We start from the raw sequence: 20720 nt of genomic DNA on the forward strand, positions 1-20720 counted from the left end.
AAAAGCTTCTAGAATGACTTAATAATGACTAAAGGATGTATATCCAGAACAAATTAATTAGGATGATAAATACCCAGTGTTGTACATACAACAAAATTTACAGTTCTATACGCTTACGAAAAACGTTTATGGTAAAGGTGTTATGAAGTTCTCAAATTTGAAGATTTTGGGTTGGAAATCACATTTTCCTGTGTGCAATTGCAATGGTTAAAAAGCAGCAAAAGTGATGATAAAAGCATCATCACGCTGTACAGAGTTTGTTACCGCTGTCTAGGGTTATTTGCCCACTCTGGTATACGAACTAAAGTGAGAAAGGAATGTAAATATAGTCGAAATTTCACAAGTCAGGTTCGCCACTTATCTAAAAAATAACCCGCTAAGAAGCGGGTTATTTCGTCAGTGAGATTGCTGTTCTCAAGCTTATACTTTGAACTGACTGACCTGATGATCTAAACGTTGAGTTTGCTCTGACAACATGGCTAAAGAAGCTTGCGCTTGGTTTACGATTTCCACAATTGAAGTGCTACTGTCTGCAATGCCTTGTACGTTGCTATTTACTTCGTCACTTACTGTACTTTGCTGGCTCGCAGCCGTTGCAATGTGTGTATTCATCTCGTTCATACGTGAAATCGCGTTCAAGATTTCAGAAAGGGATTCACTCGCTCGGCCAGCGGACTTGATCGTTTCATCACTGCTATTTTGGCTACCGCGCATCACTTCTACAGCTTGTCCTGCACCAGATTGTAGCTTTTCAATCATGGTTTGGATTTCTCCCGTACTCTGTTGCGTACGACTGGCTAAAGAACGAACCTCGTCCGCTACCACAGCAAAGCCTCGCCCTTGCTCTCCAGCGCGAGCCGCTTCAATGGCTGCGTTAAGCGCTAATAAGTTTGTTTGCTCGGCAATACCACGAATTACATCCAGTACGGACGCAATGTTACTCACATCATGATCCAATGTGTTAATGACGTGGCTTGCGCTTTCGATTTCACTTGCGAGGCTACGAATTGAGCTAACCGTTTGATCCAAAATAACATTGGTATTGGTAAGTTCATCATTCGCTGTTTGGCTCGCAACCGCGGCTTCGTTAGCGCTATCGCTTACATTTCTGCTGGTGACTTGCATTTCGTGCACTGCCGCCGCTACCGCCTCACTATCTTTTTGCTGAGAAACGGTCGAGTTCGCGATGGTCTTGGTCAACGAGCTAAGATTTGCCATTTCGTTACGTAGGGTATTTGAGCTTTCAATTACCTGAGCGACTGTCACTTGAATTTTGGACACAAACTGGTTAAATGCGTCTGCTAAATTGCCAATTTCGTCTTGTGTTTTTACATCGATTCGCTGACTTAGATCACCTTCACCGGACGCAATTTCTGTCATCGCATTTTTAATATCATTGATAGGCTTCACAACCGTTTGCAACAACAAAAACGCCATCGCAATAGCGGCCAGAATAACAATCACAATGCCCGCTTCAAGAATGAGTTCTGCTCTTGTTGCAGCCGCTGATATTTCGTCCTTCAATTGGCTTTGCTTTTCTTCTATTGCATCTTTTACAACGTTAAGCTGCGCTCTAACCTCGATAAATTGGTCTTCAAAGGTATGTTTGTGCTCATTGTAGTAACCACGCCATTGAGATTGAGGTAAACGTAGCATCGCCTCATAACTTGCTAACCATTTTTCACCCAAAGAGACAAGCGTTCGAACTTCATTACCATGTGTAGAAGGCGTCACACCGGCTTGCGATAGCTCAATCATTTGTTCCATACGCGGCAGCGCTTTGTATGCGTTGTCTTTGTATTCACCGATGTGGTGATCAATATCGGTTTGAGTATCAGAAAGAGCAACACCTTGGATTGCAGATGTAGCTTGGTAAAGATCGCGGTAAGCATCCTCAATCGTTAATAAGTTCGGCACGATCTGTTCGTTGAGTGTCTCACTCAATTCAGATTGCTTCCAACTTGTCATAACGTTTAATACAGAGCTCACAATAAACAATCCAATAATCAATGACAGCGGAATCACTATCTTCTGCTTGATCGTTAAGTTCTGGAACATGAATAGACTCTCTTTATTTATGGTATACAAACTGCCGGAAATTATATCAAACAAATAGAGTATACTATTAGGTAAAAGAGGCTATTCAACATGAAATCTAATGACTTTTTGACAAGGGTTCTAATTTCAACAATTAGTTGATTTTATACAAAATTTAACAAAGAGATCTTTTCAAAAGATGCAAATTAAAATGCTCTTTCAAAACGAAAAATATGTAACAGAAAGTGAATTAAAAGGGACCACATTTTGAAGAATAGATCGACTCAATGATTTACTGAGAACACATACAAAACACAGTTCTTGGATTGAGCACCACCGCGGAATATGCAAAGGTCCGAACATTTCTTCTAAAGCTCAAAAAAACCATTGTTTATCTGACGTATTTAAGGGTACTCCTTGATGATGTTAGTCGTGATGTTGGCAGACAGGATGCTTACAAGTTTTCGAAGTTAACCAGTAGCACAGTGAACGATTCAGATTTTCTTGAGCGCCAAGGCAATAAAAAAGTTTGCTATTTTCCTCTCAAGAGACGCATTAAAGAAAATAATGCAACCTAGTCACAAAGTCTTGCTACATCTTCAGAAAAGAATGATGTTGCTAAACAAATCTGGTGCAGCATACACATTGAAGCTAAACTCGTTTAAGGAACTTTTTCATATCAATATGAGAAAACATAGATTTCTCAAAGTTACACCGACCATTCAACGATTAAACTAATGTTAGCGTACCGGTACGTCCAAAAACTCCATGCATGAACCATTTGAAAGAGCCAAAATGTTCCAACCCAACTTCGCCTCAGTGGAGTGGCGAGTCGTTTCGCTCGCTCTCCTACTCTCTCTTCCTAACACAGCTCAAGCGGATCCACTAGATAAGGAAATTAGCAACCTTCTCCAACAACGTTTTTCTATCGCGGTTTTGCTGTCCGACACTGACGCAATTGCGTTTGGTATTGGCGACTTTGATCCGAATGCATTATTTGATACCGCCAACCCAGAGTTCGGGACTGACGAGTCAATCAATGAACGTCGAAGCAAATCCGTATATGTTCTCCCTTACACGACTAACTTTGACATAGAGGGCAGCGAGGACTTACATGAGCTGTCGTTTAAGGCATTTACGATACAAACAGAGAATGATCTCAAACTATTCGGCACAAGTAAGGATCTTCTCAAGGAAAGGACATACGGTGCATCGATTGGTTATGGGTATCTATACAAAGCAAGTGAAAACGTCACCCTTAGCACCAGAACGACGACTCACCTTATGCGTTATAAAAACTCATTCTCTACCGATAATAAACTTTCATCCATCATTGGAAGAATCCTAGACGGCCGTGCCGTTAACGTTTCAGCATGGGCGGCAATAGTTCAACCATCCATTAAAGCCAAATACACGTCTCCCACAATTTGGGGGAAATGGCATGCCAGTTCGACATTGAATTCATTCATTGGGCACAGCTGGGGAAGCGCAAATAACGGCAATATAGGCAACCCTAAAGGTTGGTACCTATCTAATGAAATCACCGGTTACTACAATATTTATCACGGTGAGCAGGCTTTATTTACCGGGATTAAAAGAGTCGACCTTTCGCATGATTTAAGCGATGAACTGGGAAGTCCGCATTACTACGAAGCTTCTATAGGATGGCTATTTTATGCACCAAAGCCCTTTGATTGGTTGGACAATTTCGGCATAGGCGTTAACTTCAACTACGGCTCGACTCTCAGAGGCGGCAGCATTCAGCTTTACTACAACAAACAATAAAGCCGTCAATACAGGAACCAGTTGGTAGCATATATAACAAGAAGAACGAGAAGACACAAAAGGAATGGCAGAGTTAGCGTCTTCGCAAACTTTTTCATGAGACTTGGGTTATCAAACACCACACCTTCCGCTTCTCTTACCCTTCGCTCTTCGTCAAAATGCCATTTAATGGCTAAGTAGGCTCCTATCCCTAATACAATAAGCTTAAAAGCTCCAGCAAAGTAAGGAAAGAAATTAGCCCAACTGTCATTCATTATCCATCTCCATCAAATTCAATATCAGCTTTGCGGTGGCAGAATCCAAAATTCATGTAGAATGCCCCCCTCAAAGTCAGACTCTCTGGCTAGCGCCAGTCTACTGCTCGAGATAGCTGTCCACAACTCTCTTTACCATATCGGCATCTATTAATTATTTAATAAATAATAAGAAAGACACTAGCACACTTGCTGAAAAGTAAGTGTCAGTTTGGATTGAAACTCATCAGAAATCGAAAATGGTCCGCAGTCGACTTGTTGATCTAGTGAAAGCCGAATTACCTAGCGCCAAATCGTTCGCTAGTATAAAAATGTAGCCTATCGCACTTCTGGTCGAGTGCTAACGAACTTATGATGCATATGTCATTAGCAGTGCAATTTTAAGTTTATCAATTAGCTAAAGTTTCCCACCTTAACTGCCAGTAAGTTTGCTGTGTTTGAGATGATCTCGACATGACTAGTGTATAAATAGTATGGAGGTTCAAAGTGAAGGCAAGGCAATTTTCCTTACTAAAAATATTGTTTTTGTAATTTTATTTCAGGATTATCGAAACCATCATAAGGATAATTCGAACTAATCTTAATCCATGCTCCTTCAGTTACATTTGCTTTCTTTTACTCACTTCTCGCGACTATTAGTGGCATTTTGAGACAATTTCCTACACTCCTTTCTTTCCCTTAGTTGATATAAATCATGGTTAGAAGAAAACAGAATCACCTGTATTTCTCGATACATGAATCCAAACTGCCCGACTTTTCGTAACTAAATTACAGATAGACACGATTTTTAGTATGGCACGTTTTTGAGGAACCAAGATGTTAGATACCCTCATGCTGTCGCGGATCCAGTTCGCGGCCAATATCAGCTTTCACATTCTCTTCCCGACCATCACCATCGCGTTGGCATGGATGTTGGTGTTTTTCAAGTGGCGATATAACCGCACCCAAGCCCCCGTATGGCTCGATGTTTATTACTTCTGGGTCAAGATATTCGCTCTTACTTTCGCCTTAGGTGTAGTATCCGGCATTACGATGAGTTTCCAGTTTGGTACCAACTGGCCAGGCTTTATGGAACGAGTCGGTAACGTAGCAGGACCATTGCTCGGATACGAAGTGATGACCGCCTTCTTTATGGAAGCCACCTTCCTTGGCGTGATGCTTTTTGGACGAGGACGAGTGCCGGAATGGGTTCATACTCTCGCCACCGTTCTGGTTGCTGTTGGGACAAGTATGTCCGCGTTTTGGATTCTAGTGCTTAACAGCTGGATGCACACACCAAGTGGCTATGAAGTGATTGACGGAATTGTACATGTAACCAGTTGGAAGGAAGTTATTTTCAATCCTTCTTTACCTTACCGTCTTCTGCACACGCTATTAGCATCGGCGCTGACTGCCAGCTTCTTGATTGCGGGTATCTCAGCTTATCAAATAATGAAAAAGCCAGATCACCGCTCAGCCAAACTTGGCCTAAAAGTCGCGCTGTTCGCGGCGGCTGGATTCATCCCAATTCAAATCTTTGTCGGTGACCTTCACGGGTTAAACACGCTTGAACATCAACCTGCAAAAATCGCAGCGATGGAAGGCGTGTGGGAGACCGAGCAAGGCGCGCCTCTTCTTCTGTTTGCGATGCCAAATGAAGAAACTCGCAGCAATGATTTTGAAGTGGGCATCCCAAAGCTGGCGAGTTTGATTCTTACGCATGACTTAGATGGGGAAATCCAAGGACTTAACGAGTTTGCACCTGACCACCCGCCAGTGAAGCCCTTGTTCTTTGGTTTCCGCGTGATGGTTGGTGTTGGTGTCCTTATGTTGCTTGTTAGCTGGTATGGCGCGGTGAAGCTAGCACGTAAAAAAGCGCTACCTAAACCTTACCTGTACACGGTATTAGCCATGACGTTCTCTGGTTGGATAGCCACACTGGCGGGTTGGTATGTTACTGAGATTGGTCGACAACCTTGGTTGGTCAGCGGTGTATTGCGAACATCCGAAGCCGTCACCACGGTTGCGAGCAGTAGCGTGATGACTTCGCTCATTATGTACTTAGCCATTTATGCTGCATTGCTGGTTGCGTACATCCATACCCTATTCTATTTGGCGCGCAAAGACGTTGCAGCCCATGAAGTCCCACTGACACAACAAGAGGCCTAATCATGCTCGACTATCTACCAGAAATTTATCTTCTGCTGCTTGGCTTCTCGGTCTTTATGTATGCCGTGCTCGACGGCTACGATCTTGGCGTCGGTATCCTTTTACCGAGTGATAATGAAGCGCAACGTGACCGAATGATAGCGTCTATCGGCCCTTTCTGGGATGCGAATGAAACGTGGTTGGTGTTAGCCGTCGGTATTCTGCTGATTGCCTTTCCTACTGCTCATAGCTTGATTTTGACGGAACTTTATATGCCGACCGCGATTATGCTTATCGCACTGATCATGCGTGGCGTGGCGTTCGACTTCCGAGCCAAAGCGAACTCGGATCATAAACCTCACTGGGATTGGTGCTTCAGAATTGGCTCGTTAGTCACCGCGCTAACCCAAGGCTACATGGTGGGTCGTTACATCATGGGATTTGAACAATCAACCGAAGCATTTGGCTTTGCTTGGTTAAGCGCACTTTGTGTAGCGGCGGCGTACGTTTACATCGGTGGCGCATGGTTAGTACTAAAAACGGAAGGTGATTTGCAAATACGCTCGGCCCGTTGGTCTCGCCGTGCTGGTTGGTTAGCAGCCTTAGGAATCTTGGTGGTTAGCGTTGTAAACCCAATTGTAAATCAACAAGTTGCCTTGCGTTGGTTCAGCTTCCCAGAAATCTTGTTGCTTGCCCCAGTTCCGTTAATTGTATTGGCAACCATCTTCCTAGTTGATCGCTATTTGCGTCAGGTTCCAATGGTGAATGATCTGGGTGTGCGCTGGCCTTTCTTTGGTGTCACTGTCATTTTCGCGTTGAGCTTTCTCGGGCTTGCGTATAGCTTCTTCCCAGAAGTTGTGCCGGGATTAATGACCGCACAACAAGCGGCCTCCTCACCTGCGACATTAATAATCGTGGGCTACGGTGTGATGATTGTTATGCCGGTGATATTGCTTTACACCTTTGTGGTATACCGGATCTTCAAAGGCAAAGCGACAGAACTTAGCTACAAGTAGGAAGGGAATTCCTCAACAAAGCGCCGCTGCTCATGCGGCGTTTTTTTTTGCAGTACTCACGACTAAAGTATCTACCCAAGGCGACTGAGTGGAAACGCTTGAGAATGTAACGGCAGCCAGTAGTTTGTTCCTAACTAGAACGAAATAACCATTTCTCAACGATGGCGATACAGGCACAAAAACAGAAAGAACATTTGATGTTACAAAAGGTAGACCACCACTTTAAAACGCTTTGAGTATTTTTTGCGCTCAATGAGGTGCAAGTATACTTATGCTTTTTATGACTTGTGAACACTCAATTGCATGTTATGTTGCTGTTGAAATCGTACATGAAATAAGGACAAGAACATGAAGATAAGATGCAAAACGACGCAAAGCATTGAAAAATTTAACCCTGATGACCTCAATCTAAACACAGATCTCTTTGGTATGATTGCTGTTGTATTCGTGTTCATGGCTGTTTTGCTTAGCATCTAGTAGCACTACGTTCATTCTTGTGGCCGTATTCATACCTCATGTGATATGGGTGCTAAATTCTAGATTAAAGCGGATGTGCTAACCCGCACCAATCAGATTATGGCTGCCTCTGTATAGCATCTTCAATTTTGGCGTTGTATAGAGGTGAGATGTGAATAGTTGGCTTGTAGATAGAATGGCGCTTGCACCTTGAGCACTCTTGTGTACTTTCAATGACGCATTACTTTAGTGTAGATACGAAAAAAGGCCTGATAAATCAGACCTTTTAGAATGTGGCGGTGAGTGAGAGATTCGAACTCTCGATACGTTGCCGTATACACACTTTCCAGGCGTGCTCCTTCAGCCACTCGGACAACTCACCGAATCAAATTTTGGCTAGCATCATTGGCTAACGAGGCGCTAATTTAATGATTATGTGCCTGATGGTCAAGGCTAAACATAAAAAAAAGCGCCCTTTTCGAATCGATTGCTCACTAAGTAACTAAATTGAGCAAAACTGGGGCATTTACATGCTTTGAGAATAACCGGGAACACGGAACCAACGGCGGCACATGTCCAAGAAGTACCCATACAACACACCCATGCCACAAGAAATAACAGCGTTACTTGCCACTGCGGTCACAATTTGATCTGTAGACGCGCCAACTGCGAATAAAATACCCGCATAAACTGGAGATTGAAATAGTACATAAGCGACCAGATCAGAGATGTTCTTCATAAAGGAAGACGGCGACACCTTACTACCTTGATGCAGCACCCAATCACGAAAAACCCCATACGGCCAAGCAATGGCGATATTCACTGGAATCGATAGCGTACGCGATGCTAGAGATTGCTCAAATGTCATCCCTGAAATCAAAATCTCGACAATCATCCCTGTGATAAAGCAAAAAACAACCATAGCAAAGGTATCCGCTGCGGCGTGACGAATACAAAATGGTCCACGAGACTTCATTTACAAAACCCTTAAAATCAAACACTGCAATTAATAAAAATAATAAAACTATTAACCACTAAAAAGACACCAAGCCAGTTAATGATGCAATTAGAGCACACAAAAACTAGCTTATGGTTCTGTATTTAAAATTAAGTTGTAAATTTATAACCAACTTTTAAAGTAAAAGTAGTTTTTTTCACCAATGGCGAGTAAAAACGCCTAAAATTACGTAAAAATGGTACAAAAACACGGATTTCACTTACATAAAAAGGGGTTACGATAATTATTTTGGCGTAAAGTTAGAACAAAACTCGGACTGTAAACAGTCACTCCTATAGCTTATGCTACCAAGCTGCGAAAATTCAGAGTATTACCGATATAATCACAGTAGAAGGTCTTGCTGCTTTACTCGTAAAAGTAAAACTGCAAGCCTGTTCATTGCAGGTTAGAAGAGTTTGTCACGAAGCTGGATGACGTATGAATAGTAAGAACAATTCACAGTTGCGCCATATTGATTCAGTTATGGTGAGGCCAGCAAAATCGTTAATGTATCGATATCATCTTGGTCTGGGGATTGCTGACGCTTTAAGTTACTTCTTATCCGTTCAGCGACTGAAGAAACGTCGTCACTGAGTTCAAGGGGAGCCTCCGCAATGATCGCTGAAATAGCCTCAAGTGCTTCATTAAGATGTCCATTATCTAGAGCGACATAGAAGTTGAGTAACCACTTTTCAGCATTAAAGCTATCTGCTGCATTTCCATCAAAGTCCGATTGGTACTGATATAACTGTGTCGCATGAAGATACAGTGCATCATTTAATTCAGACTCCACTATTGGTTTCGCTATTATGTGATCTGCTCCTACATTAATCATACGCTCTTGTGTTTCTTTGAACACATCCGCTGTACAGCCAAAAATCAGTACCGACTTAGCAGGTGAACTCATTGCTCGAATGGCTGATATGGCCCCAACGCCATCTAGAACAGGCATATGATTATCCATCAGTATCAAATCAAATGGTTTGATCGCAACCTCATCGACTGCAAGCTGACCATTTTCGACACTTGTGCACTCAAAGCCCTTGGCTCGGAGGAAAGTTTCCATAATGATCGCATTTGTTCGGTTGTCTTCAACAATGAGTGCTTTCAACCCTTTACAGTTCAATTTATGTGTATTGATTGACTCTACTTTACCTGGCTTGCAAGGTGTAAGGGCAATCTCGACAGTAAAAGTCGTTCCAGCGTCCTCCTGACTCTCTACAACCACTTGCCCACCCATATGTTCCGCGATTTCTTTGACTATTGCTAAACCAAGCCCTGTACCACCAAACCGTCTAGTCGTTGATGACTCCGCTTGCTCAAAAGGACGAAAAATGCGTTTTTGTGCCTCTTTTGAAATACCAATCCCTGTATCTTTTACCTTTAGTATCAGCTTGGTGCCAGCCTTACTCGATTTCTCGGCTAGCTCTACCTCTACTATGCCACGATCGGTGAACTTAACAGCGTTATTGAGTAGATTGAACAGTACTTGACGTAAACGGGCTTTGTCATTGTTGTACCAACGACCCGTTGGTAAATGCGAGACGACTCTAAAGCGAAGACCTTTTTCTGCACACAGCGTTTGATAAACACTCTTGATACTGCCGATAATCGACTCAATTGGGAAAGGCTTATTTTCAAACTCAACATGCCCTTGTTCAATTTTTGAGTAATCTAAAATCTCATTGAGTAATGTCATCATGTGATCACCTGAATCATAAAGTGTTCTCAGGTGCTTACGCTGCTCATCGGTAAGTGGTGTTTTTAACAGTATCTGGGCAGTTCCTAGTACACCGTTCATTGGTGTGCGAATCTCGTGGGACAATGTGGCTAAGAATGCCGTTTTAGCGTTTGTCGAAGCCTGAGCTTTTATTCTCTCCTGCTCTAAATAGATCGTCTTTTCATTGAACTTCTCGATAAGCTGTCCGATTTCGTCATCGCTATCATAGTCAATATCTATGATCCCACCAGTTTTCGAGTCATCAATCTTAGCGGCAATGCGAACAATTGGTTCAACAATATAGCGATTCAGTAAGTAGTAACCGACCAAGACACACAAGAGCAAAAATGGAATGATCCTCCCCTCAACGCTCATCACTTGTTCAAACACTTGATCAGCGACTTTAGCTTTTGCGTTGACAACTTCCATGCGCCAATCGAACTCTCCGAAATCAAGCTCGCTGACATAAATTTCGTCCGTCAGTTGAAAGTTGTGTTCAATAATCACGTTTGAGTCAGCATCGCGAACCACTACCCCCAAAGAATGCTGGTTCGTGTGCTCTCGAATAAACTGAAAAAGTGCATCAAGTGATAGGTCTACCGTTACAACTCCAGCGAATCGACCGTTTTGGTAGTACGGAGAAGACGCGGTAATCATCTGGACCTGAGTAAAGGTATCGATGTAAACCGTAGACCAACTAACAGAACCTACCGGAGCATCGGCGGCAGCGACATACCAGGGTTCATTATCATAACCGCCAGATTCGGGGTTATTGTAGGAGTGAATTTGGTCAATACCACTATCACTGTTTTTATTGAAGAATAGACTTCTATATCTCCATTGTTCTGCTTTGAGCTCGGGTTTAGGCCATACGCCACCACTAACAAGCATCTTGTCACTCAATTGAAGAATATGTGGAATTATTGTGTTGAGAGATTGAATATTTTCAGTCCCTTGGGCTAGCCCTACTAAGCTGCTCAATACACCTGTAGAACTGAGGAGGGGCTCTTTTATCTCAAGAGCCAGGAGTTGGGTACGTAACTCTAGGTTTTGCTCTAGCTTTTGTCTAACCGGTGGCTCAACAACCAAATAGGCGACAGAACCGATAGTGGCGATAAAGAAGCACAGGTAAAGTGTTAGGGCGAGAATGCTTTTTTTTCTAAGTGATGAGCGAATTTCCATAGATGTGTGAATCATTCCCTAATATCGATTTATCACTAATTGATTGGTAAGATGAGCGCAATCAACCAGCCCATTAACAAATGGTATTCTATTTTGAAACTACAAGACATCCTTTCTCTCCTAGAACTTGACGGTAAACTACTAAACCTAGCAAAAACTCAAGGCTTTGTAACAGCGATGGCTGCAGCGCCAAACGTATTAATGCCTCAAGAGTGGTTGCCATTCTTATGGGGTGGAGAAGAAACAGCGCCATTTACTGACGGTGAACAACTAGAGCAGTACATTGACGAGATTGTACAAATGTGGAACCAAACTCGTCCCGCTCTCCTAGAAGGCACTTGGCAGTGGCCTGCAGGGTGCGCGCTAGATGAGCAAGACATTGTAACAAGTCAGGCTCGCGATTTCTGTGAAGGTGTATTACAAGGCTGGCAACTTGCGCGTGATGACTGGGAAACGTTGATGCCTGAGGATAGCGAAGATAATGCACTACTCGGTGGTGTTTTACTTTCTCTTACTATGCTTTACGACCCAGAAACAACCATTGAAACATTGGCCGAACAAGGTATGGAAGGCTTAGAGCAGTTTGAAGAGATCTTCAATGCAATGCCAGTGATGTTATGTGGCCTTACCCAGCGCGGTGTTGCATTAGCTGAAGAACAATAGACGCAACGCTGTCGACCATCAAGATTGAACGGCTGAATAGACAAAAAGCTCTCCAAATGGAGAGCTTTTTTGATCATGTTAAAATTACATGTGGAATATACCGCGCCATATCTTGAGTCACTAAGCTACTGTCTTCCCTAATCGAAATACCGGCAGCTCTATCATTGACCAACCAACTGCCAATTAACGTATGGTTTTGCCCAAACTTAGGTAGTGGATGGTATTGCTGGACGATATTAAATTTAGATTCATAAGGCCCTGACGTTTTAACAAAACGTTTTCCATCGATGACGATCTCGATGTTCGCGCCCTCTCGAGAAAATAGTGGCTTGATGACATAATCTCTCATAGTGTTCGCTTTTGAATCGTTAGCAAAATAAGCGGGCAAAAGGTTCGGGTGGTTAGGAAAACGCTCCCACAATAACGGTAAAAGTGCTTTATTGGATAGAATCGACTTCCACATCGGTTCTAACCAGTTTACGTTCGCAGTCGCTAAGTACTTCGCATATTCCTCTTCAAACATAAACTCCCAAGGGTAAAGCTTAAACATCCAACGAATCGCTCTGTCGTCAGCATCCACAAACAGACCATCTTCCGTCACTCCAATATCTTCGACATGCACGAATGCCGTTGCTAACCCTGCCTCTCGCGCGCAATCCTCTAAATACTGGACAGTCCCTTTATCTTCTTCAGTGTACTTGCAGCAGCTAAAGTGAAGTGTTTGTCCTGGTTGGTATTTTGCTATTTCGGCAAAGCGCTCGATCAAAAAGTCTTGAAGAATATTGAATTGATCCGCGCTCTGGTGAACTCGACCTTTATTTACAACACCTTCTAGCCACACCCACTGCCAAAAGCCAGTTTCAAACAAGCTGGTTGGCGTATCCGCATTGTTTTCCAGTAATTTTGCAGGCGAGGTCCCGTTGTACGCGAAATCCAGCCGCGAATAAAGCGAAGGTTCGCTTCGTCTCCATGAAGAAGCGACCTGCTCCCACATAGATTCAGGGATCGCACATTGCGTCAGCAACCGCTCACTCCGAACGACTTCATCCACAATAGCCAGGCACATCTGATGCAGCTCTTCAGTGGGCGCTTCTATATCGCGCTCAATTTGCTCCAGCGTGAATTGATAGTAAGCACTCTCATCCCAATACGGTTGGTCATACATGGTATGGAAACCAAAACCAAACTGGCGTGCTAATTCACGCCAGTTTTCGCGCTCTTGTATTTCTCGTCGAAACATAGTGCTTTTTAACCGCCTCGACTGACCGACACCGCTTTACCAAACCCGCCTCGAGACATCGCCCTGCCAATGGTGCCGCCACCACGTTTATTAAGGCTATTCGTCGCAACTTTGGTCGGCTGATTTCGGTAGGAGCCAAAGAATTGTCCTGCTCCATTATAGAATTTGGATTTATAACGGTACATCGGCTCTGAGTAATAGCTCTTGTTATAACCTTTCAACCCGCTTAATGAGCGACTGTAAAAAAAACCGCCAAAGTTAGGTACATAAGCTCGGGAACTGGAACTGTAGTAACAATCATCCTCGTAGAAATCATTCTCGCATTCGAACTCGCTGCGGTAGCGAGGGGCATTTTGTTCGGCACGAGCTAAAGCTTCTTGGTATGCAATGTCACACTGTTCACTAAACTCAGGCGAGTTAGATTTACACTCATCAGCATCAGAAAAAATGTACCCTTCTGTTTTTGACTCGTACGTAGCAAAGAAGAAAATACCACCAAAGGCAGCAAAGGGAAGAATTTTCCCAAGCTTTAAGCTTTTGTCCATGGAAGAACGTTTAACGTTAGAACTCCGCTTCATCGTTCCTCCTAGTAGGTCATGCACGCGGCATTCAATACGCCAACGGAAACAGAAACTGCTGCTAATACAATACCGGCTGGCAGTTCATCTTTTTCGATACGCTCTGCCACTTTCGGAAGTAAAATAAAGCGTACAATTGCAAATGCAATAATTTGAGCAAGCATTGCAACAACGCCCCATACCATAAAATCGACGATATTGACTGAGTTTTTTGCCGCCCCCGAAATCGCGAGACAGTAACCAAGGAAGGCCCCACTTAGCGCAATCGCTGCTGCTGTATTTTGTTTTTCTTTGATCAGATGCCACTCATCGTATGGCGTCAACTTGACGTAGATGAACTTAAACGCCAATACAAAAATAATAGAAACAGAGAAATAGAGTAAAAAGTTTGGGAAGCCTGCTAACAGGCCAGCAATCATGTGCATTATTGTTCCTTGTTCATTTCTTTCCAGGCAAAATCTTCAATACGTTCATCTGCAATGTAAAACAGCTTGGTACTCGCGGGTACTTCAGCATCTAAATCTGGGTTGAGTTGAATACCATCGCCAATATCAAAAGCAATCAGCGTGGCATGATGGCGTCTTTTGAGAAAAACGAAGAGATTCTCAATAGTGGTGGCAGACTGACCCTCGGGATAAATAACTGAGTATTGCGTCATACCTCGTGTTGAAGCCAAAAGCTCCTGATGAAGCGCACTTGAGCCCGGGTCAACCGCCGCTTTTGCCAACATTTCTGCGCCAACAGCAGGTATGCATTCCGCTTTCGGGCAATGCTGACTTAGAAGTCGGCCTAGCGCTTCATCTTTAAAGTAAGCGACCAAATGAGCGGAAGGGTTTACAGATGCGCAGTATAGAGCGGCTGACAAGGTAATGTCGTCCGAGAGATTATCCACAATAATGCAAGCGGCTTCGGCAATATTGGCGTTTTTCATTTCTTGCGAATCGGTATAACTGGTCACTTTGATAAAACTGATTTCGCCAGGTAACGGGTTCTCTATTTCTGAACGGCTGCATAAAACAATCGGACGCTTTCCCTCTTCTTCATGTTGTAACATGCGAATAAGGTGCATCGTTCTCGATCCATTCCAGCCCAACAATACAATATGGTTTTCCACTCTTACTCTCCGTTTTCCTAAAATACCCGCTCGCCAATAGTCCATCGCTGCTCCAGCGACACGCCCCAATAATGCGGCGAATAAGCTCAAACCGCCGGGGATTACAAATAGCACGACAACCCATTTACCCAAATCTGTTACTGGAGAATGGTCGCCATAACCCACCGTACTCGCCGTAACCATGAGGTAATAGATAAAGTTAGCGAAACTGTCTGTTAATGCGGTTTCACCAGCGAGAACCAGCAGCCACCATGAAAGGCTCACATATAAGCCACTAAAGATGAGAAGGCTTCGGTTGCTCAATTTAAAAAGGTGTGAACTAAGCCACTTTTTAACTACTAACCACACCGCCATAAATTTATGACCTCGATATTCATTGATTGCATCAATAGTAACTCATTGATAGTAAGACACAAAAAAACCAGCCATATTCGGCTGGTTTTTGAGATTTACTTTCAGTTACGCCTACTTTTTAAGCATTACCTTTCACTTGCATATTTAGCTGCTCAGCAAAATCTAGCATGCGGTTAAGTGGTATAAGGGATTTAACACGCAGTTCTTCGTCAACAAAAATCTCGTGCTCTTTACCACCTTCACTAAGCGCTTTCTCAATTGCTTTCAAACCGTTCATTGCCATCCAAGGACAGTGTGCACAGCTGCGGCATGTTGCGCCTGCACCTGCGGTTGGTGCTTCGATAAGTTCTTTTTCTGGCACTAGTTGCTGCATTTTAAAGAAAATACCTTTGTCTGTCGCAACGATCATTTGTTTGTGAGGAAGCTCTTTCGCTGCTTTGATCAGCTGACTCGTTGATCCAACGGCATCGGCAAGTTCTACGACGCTTGCTGGTGACTCAGGGTGAACCAAAATAGCCGCATCTGGATACACGCTCTTCATTTTTCGTAACGCATCAGCAGAGAACTCATCATGAACCACACACTCACCCTGCCAAAGCAGCATATCTGCGCCAGTTTTGTTAGCGATGTACGATCCTAGGTGACGGTCTGGTCCCCAAATAATTGGCTTATCTTCAGCGTCTAAGTGTTCCACGATTTCAAGCGCAATACTCGATGTAACGACCCAGTCGGCACGGGCTTTAACCGCTGCTGAGGTGTTTGCGTAAACTACAACCGTATGATCAGGGTGAGCATCACAAAACTCGCTGAACTTATCCGCAGGACAGCCAAGGTCGAGCGAACATTCCGCTTCCAACGTTGGCATTAGAATGCGCTTTTCTGGTGTCAGAATTTTGGCCGACTCGCCCATAAAGCGAACACCACCAATAATCAATGTACTTGCAGGGTGACGATTACCAAACTTCGCCATTTCCAACGAGTCACCAACAAACCCGCCAGTGTCTTCAGCTAGGGCTTGAATCTCAGGGTCGGTATAATAGTGCGCGATAAGTACCGCATCTTTTTCTTTGAGTAACTTTTTAATACGCTCAATGTAAGATGCTTTTTCTTCTTCGCTTAATGGAACTGGTTTCGGTGGGAATGGGTAAACAGTGTCGATTTTATCTAATATATGGCTCATTGCTCTTGCTCTACGCAACTTCCTTTAATCCGAGTATTGTAACCTCGTTAATTTTCAAAAACCAACTTGTCGCGGGGATTTCTAGCGGTCTAGCCGTATATCTTTGTTACAGGTAGCATTTCCGAGTAGCGAAATTCGGTGCAACACAAGGTCAGAGGCTCTGCATCATTGCTATCGACTTAGCCGTTCTGCACCAACAGAAAATGGAAAAGAAAAAGGAAGCCGAAGCTTCCTTTTCAAAACATAACGTCTTACAGCTTAGAGCTGGCAAGTTTTGCAGATGCACTACCTGGGTATTCATCAACCACTTGTTGGTAGTACTTTTTCGCTTGAGCTGCATTGTTATTACGCTCAGCGATTTCGCCTAATTTAAGCAACGCATCGGCTCGCTTATTGGAGTCTTTGTAAGACACCACAGCGGCAAAACTTTTCACTGCATCCTCATCCTGCTTTTTAGCGAAGTACAACTGACCTAGCCAGTAGTGAGAATTCGCTGAATATGTAGAATCAGGATAATCTTTCTGGAACTGCTGGAACGCTGCAATTGCGCCAGTGTAGTCACGTTTCTTGAGGATGAGGTCGACTGCATTTTGGTATGCCGTTTGCTCATCAACATTTGGTGTGTACTGACCACCTGTTTTAGCCGGTTTCGCTTCTTGCGCAGGCGCGGATTTTATCTCTCCACGAACACGATCCAGCTCGACAAACAACTCACGTTGACGTTGCAACATTTGTTTCATTTCGTAGCTATTTCGCTCTAATTGACCACGCAATTCACTGATCTCTTGCGACATTTGGTCAATTTGCTGTTGCATTTGGAGCTGAACGCGATTGCGGTTTTGGAGCAAACGTTCTAGACGCTCTACTTCCGTTTCAGATGAACGGCTCTTAGAGACGGATGATGTGCTGTTGAGATCAGATACTGGAGCTGGTGCAGCGAACGCAAAGTTCGCTGCACTTGCCAGTAACGTAAGCGCAACAGCGCGCTTAGTGTTACTGAACATGAGGATTACCTCGAATTAGTATACTAGAACCGCGCGACGGTTCTTAGCGTAAACTTCATCTGATTGACCTAGAAGAAGTGGCTTCTCTTCACCGTAGCTAACGATTGAGATTTGGTCAGCTTGAACACCTAGTGCTTGTAGGTAGTTCGCTACTGCTTGTGCACGACGCTCACCTAGAGCAATGTTGTACTCAGGTGTACCGCGCTCATCAGCGTGACCTTCGATAGTTACGTTAAGTGCTGGGTTCTTGCTTAGGTAAGAAGCGTGAGCCGCTAGCATCTCTTCGTAATCTGCTGCAATTGTTGAGTTGTCAAAAGCAAAGTAGATTGTTTGAGTTTCACGTAGCGCTTGCTCTTTTAGCTCTTGCTCTGTCAACTGACCGCTTTGATCAATTGGCGTAGCTACTGTTGTTTCCACTGCGCCATTGTTGTTTGTTGCTGCACCAGTGTTAGAAGCAGCGTCGTCGCTTGAACTACACGCTGTAACAGCCATTACAGGAAGCGCGATTAGTAGCCCTTTTAGAACCTTGTTCAGTTGCATCTTATTTTCCTTTATTAATCAAACTTATTACTACAAAAACGGTGACCATGCAGGCGCTCGAACACGCCCATTTGTTGCCGGTAATCTAGCTTTGAATCGACCATCAATTGACACCATCGATAGTACGTTTTTCTTGTTGTAAATCGAGCTATACACAACCATGCCACCGTTTGGGGCAATACTAGGAGACTCATCAAGCAAGGTCTTAGTTAAGACTTGAAGAGCACCAGTTTCCAAATCTTGTTTCGCCAAATTAAATCCTGCGTTGCTGCGGTTCACCATAACTAGGAATCGCCCATCAGGAGTAATCTGACCACCCAAATTTTGGCTGCCTTGCCAAGTCAAACGGTCAATAGAACCGCTGCCCAAATTTACTTGATAAATCTGTGGTTTACCACCCCTATCCGATGTGAAAATCAACGATTTTCCATCCGGATGCCAGAACGGTTCCGTATTATTTGATCTGCCACGCGTAATTTGCGTCAGTTTACGAGTGTTAAGGTCAAACGTATAAACATGAAGCGAGCCTGTTTTAGAAAGAACAATCGCTAACTTATTGCCATCAGGCGAAAATCTTGGTGCACCATTGTGACGTGGGTATGAAGTAATTTTCTCACGTTCACCGGTGTAGATGTTCATTATGAAGATTTCTGCTTGGCCATTTTGGAAGCTAACATACGCAAGCTTTTTACCATCTGGTGACCACGCTGGTGACATTAATGGTTGCTTAGAGCGTAAAACCAGACGCTCATTGTAGCCATCGTAATCAGCGACTCGAAGTTGGTAAGGGAAACGGTCTTTATCGTTCACTACCACATATGCGATACGAGTCATGAAAGCGCCACGGTCGCCAGTCAACTGCTCATACACCAAATCAGAGATACGGTGAGCGTACTCACGCATACGAGGCCCTTGAACAGTGGCTACTTTATTGAACAGCACATGATCTTTTGACAGAACCAATTCACCGTCACTACCAAGCGCCTTACTCTTCCCACCCGTTAACTGACCACGCACAATATCAACAAGTTGATAGTTGATAACGTAGTCACCTTGGTCGTTTTGCTTGATTGAACCAGTCAATAGCGCATCCACGCCTAAATTGGTCCAAGCATCAAAATTAACTTCTGATTCACTGAACGGTGTTTGTGGCATTTTGCTCGTTGGAACTGGGCTAAATTTACCACTACGTTGTAAATCCGAGGCGATAACAGCAGAAACATCCGTTGGAAGCGCTTGTGTGCCCTCCCACTTAAACGGAACAACAGCAATTGGTCGTGCTGAATCAATACCATCGGTAATGACCAACTCTAATGCGGCATTCGCCACATTTGTCATACTGCTAAACAGTACAAACATTCCTAGTAAAAGGCGTCTAATCACGTCTTATTCCTTTTAGTCCAAAGCAACAGTTATGTTGATGTCTTTTAGTCTTTCATTGACCGCTGATTCTGAAGATTTAGGGAACGTCCCTACCTGAGCTATTGCTCGCTTCGCCGCAGCACATACTCGAGTATCACCACTCAAAACGGTAACACCAGAGACCATCATATCAGTTCCTGTCGGAATCAATTTGATGTTTACCCTACACTCCTTTCCCAGCAAGTAGTCATCCTTAATCAGCTTTTGCTGAATATTTTGAGTATAGATGGATGACATACGAGAAAGTTCGTCGTCAATAAATTGATTGCGCGCAGCACTGTTTTTACTGACCTCATCCTCGAGACCCGCAAAAATATCATCTAACGCGGCTTCTTGAGCTTTACGCTCACGCTCGGCACGCTCAGCTGCTTCTCTCGCTTTACGCTCTCGCTCCGCTGCCTCTTTTGCCGCTTTCTCTTTTGCAATGCGCTCTTGTTCAGCTTTTTCAGCAGCTTCACGCTCACGACGTGCTTTTTCTTCCGCTTCTTTTGCTGCTTTTTCACGAGCTAAACGTTCTTGCTCAGCTTTTGCTATAGCCGCTTCTTTTGCTAAACGCTCCTGCTCAGCTTTACGCACGGCTTCTTCTTTTGCCTTGCGCTCTTTTTCTAGCTTAGCAGCTCGCTCTTTTTCTTTGCGAACACGTTCTTCTTCCTGCTTGCGCTCTTGCTCTTTTTTCTTACGTGCAGCTTCTGCTTCTCGTGCCGCTTGAGCATCTTTCGCTTGCTGCTCTTTCAACTTGCGAATTTGCTCTTCTTCAGCTTTGCGGTTTTTTTCTAGCTGCTCTGCTTCGCGTCTCAGTTTATCAAGACGCTCTTGTTCTTTTTTCGCTGCCTTTTCGCGTTGCTGGCGAATTTCTTTCGCTTGTTGCTGCACAAGTTTTGGATCGATGACAACAGCTTGAACCATTTGCCCTGTAGGCTCTGGTTTAGACATGTTGAAGTCCGTCCCCCAAAGCAGGGCTGCAACTAGAATTGCATGCAAACCAACCGATATTGCTATCGGTTTGGCGTATTGGTTGGGTTTCTTCTTGTGATCTTTCATAGATAATTGA

General features: G+C 43.9%; 18 protein-coding genes and 1 tRNA gene. 5 read left to right on the forward strand and 14 right to left on the reverse strand.

Going from position 1 to position 20720, the window contains the following annotated elements; all coding sequences use genetic code 11:
* Positions 1-420 precede the first annotated feature (420 nt).
* Positions 421-2058 carry a methyl-accepting chemotaxis protein gene (locus R7M72_RS15610; RefSeq protein ID WP_005378266.1) on the reverse strand — a complete coding sequence of 546 codons (1638 nt, stop codon included), beginning with the start codon at positions 2056-2058 and terminating at the stop codon, positions 421-423.
* Positions 2059-2832: 774 nt separating this feature from the next.
* On the opposite strand from R7M72_RS15610, the gene R7M72_RS15615 reads away from it, so the two are divergent.
* Positions 2833-3822: a Solitary outer membrane autotransporter beta-barrel domain gene (locus R7M72_RS15615; RefSeq protein ID WP_017820055.1), complete on the forward strand. Its 990-nt coding sequence runs from the start codon at positions 2833-2835 to the stop codon at positions 3820-3822.
* Positions 3823-3827: 5 nt separating this feature from the next.
* Here the strand turns inward: R7M72_RS15615 and R7M72_RS15620 are convergent, their stop codons facing one another.
* Positions 3828-4076 (reverse strand): hypothetical protein, encoded by a 249-nt coding sequence (locus tag R7M72_RS15620; protein WP_005378271.1) that lies wholly within the window; start codon positions 4074-4076, stop codon positions 3828-3830.
* 816 nt (positions 4077-4892) lie between these two features.
* Here R7M72_RS15620 and R7M72_RS15625 point away from each other — a divergent pair.
* The 3 genes from R7M72_RS15625 (at position 4893) to R7M72_RS15635 (ending at position 7696) form a co-directional block, all read left to right on the forward strand.
* Entirely contained in the window at positions 4893-6224 is a 1332-nt protein-coding gene (locus tag R7M72_RS15625) for a cytochrome ubiquinol oxidase subunit I (protein ID WP_005388402.1), read from the forward strand.
* 2 nt (positions 6225-6226) lie between these two features.
* On the forward strand, positions 6227-7219 hold the full coding sequence (locus R7M72_RS15630; RefSeq protein WP_017820054.1) for a cytochrome d ubiquinol oxidase subunit II: 993 nt from the start codon (positions 6227-6229) through the stop codon (positions 7217-7219).
* A gap of 348 nt (positions 7220-7567) precedes the next feature.
* Positions 7568-7696 (forward strand): hypothetical protein, encoded by a 129-nt coding sequence (locus R7M72_RS15635; RefSeq protein ID WP_005378275.1) that lies wholly within the window; start codon positions 7568-7570, stop codon positions 7694-7696.
* Between the two features lie 273 nt (positions 7697-7969).
* Here R7M72_RS15635 and R7M72_RS15640 read toward each other — a convergent pair.
* From R7M72_RS15640 to R7M72_RS15650, 3 genes are all read right to left on the reverse strand, one after another.
* A tRNA-Ser gene (locus R7M72_RS15640) sits at positions 7970-8057 on the reverse strand.
* Between the two features lie 144 nt (positions 8058-8201).
* Entirely contained in the window at positions 8202-8651 is a 450-nt protein-coding gene (locus R7M72_RS15645; RefSeq protein ID WP_005378276.1) for an L-alanine exporter AlaE, read from the reverse strand.
* A 502-nt stretch (positions 8652-9153) separates the two neighbouring features.
* Complete coding sequence (locus R7M72_RS15650) at positions 9154-11574, reverse strand: hybrid sensor histidine kinase/response regulator (RefSeq protein WP_167415677.1); 2421 nt, start codon at positions 11572-11574, stop codon at positions 9154-9156.
* A gap of 51 nt (positions 11575-11625) precedes the next feature.
* Between R7M72_RS15650 and R7M72_RS15655 the strand changes: the two genes are divergently transcribed.
* The gene (locus R7M72_RS15655; protein ID WP_315956938.1) at positions 11626-12237 is read left to right on the forward strand and encodes a YecA family protein; all 612 of its coding nucleotides are present in this window, start codon (positions 11626-11628) and stop codon (positions 12235-12237) included.
* A 73-nt stretch (positions 12238-12310) separates the two neighbouring features.
* Here R7M72_RS15655 and R7M72_RS15660 read toward each other — a convergent pair whose 3' ends face one another.
* The 9 genes from R7M72_RS15660 to tolA form a co-directional block, all read right to left on the reverse strand.
* A complete protein-coding gene (locus tag R7M72_RS15660) occupies positions 12311-13477 on the reverse strand; it encodes a glutathionylspermidine synthase family protein (protein WP_213886271.1) in 1167 nt (388 codons plus the stop codon).
* Between the two features lie 8 nt (positions 13478-13485).
* Entirely contained in the window at positions 13486-14055 is a 570-nt protein-coding gene (locus tag R7M72_RS15665) for a DUF1190 domain-containing protein (protein ID WP_025766906.1), read from the reverse strand.
* Between the two features lie 8 nt (positions 14056-14063).
* Positions 14064-14480, reverse strand: a complete 417-nt coding sequence (locus R7M72_RS15670) for a DUF350 domain-containing protein (RefSeq protein WP_005378281.1) — start codon at positions 14478-14480, stop codon at positions 14064-14066.
* Positions 14480-15523, reverse strand: a complete 1044-nt coding sequence (locus R7M72_RS15675; RefSeq protein ID WP_017635053.1) for a potassium channel protein — start codon at positions 15521-15523, stop codon at positions 14480-14482. Before R7M72_RS15675 ends, R7M72_RS15670 begins: the two co-directional genes overlap by 1 nt.
* Before the next feature lie 118 nt (positions 15524-15641).
* Entirely contained in the window at positions 15642-16703 is a 1062-nt protein-coding gene (gene nadA, locus R7M72_RS15680) for a quinolinate synthase NadA (RefSeq protein WP_017635054.1), read from the reverse strand.
* Between the two features lie 251 nt (positions 16704-16954).
* Positions 16955-17707 carry a tol-pal system protein YbgF gene (gene ybgF, locus R7M72_RS15685; RefSeq protein WP_005387926.1) on the reverse strand — a complete coding sequence of 251 codons (753 nt, stop codon included), beginning with the start codon at positions 17705-17707 and terminating at the stop codon, positions 16955-16957.
* Positions 17708-17722: 15 nt separating this feature from the next.
* On the reverse strand, positions 17723-18247 hold the full coding sequence (gene pal / locus R7M72_RS15690) for a peptidoglycan-associated lipoprotein Pal (protein ID WP_005378293.1): 525 nt from the start codon (positions 18245-18247) through the stop codon (positions 17723-17725).
* A gap of 30 nt (positions 18248-18277) precedes the next feature.
* Complete coding sequence (gene tolB / locus R7M72_RS15695) at positions 18278-19630, reverse strand: Tol-Pal system beta propeller repeat protein TolB (protein WP_005387925.1); 1353 nt, start codon at positions 19628-19630, stop codon at positions 18278-18280.
* 12 nt (positions 19631-19642) lie between these two features.
* Positions 19643-20710 carry a cell envelope integrity protein TolA gene (gene tolA / locus R7M72_RS15700; protein WP_017820045.1) on the reverse strand — a complete coding sequence of 356 codons (1068 nt, stop codon included), beginning with the start codon at positions 20708-20710 and terminating at the stop codon, positions 19643-19645.
* Positions 20711-20720: the final 10 nt, after the last annotated feature.

This window comes from Vibrio sp. YT-18, assembly GCF_033337345.1.
In the GTDB taxonomy this organism is placed as follows: Bacteria; Pseudomonadota; Gammaproteobacteria; order Enterobacterales; family Vibrionaceae; genus Vibrio; species Vibrio alginolyticus.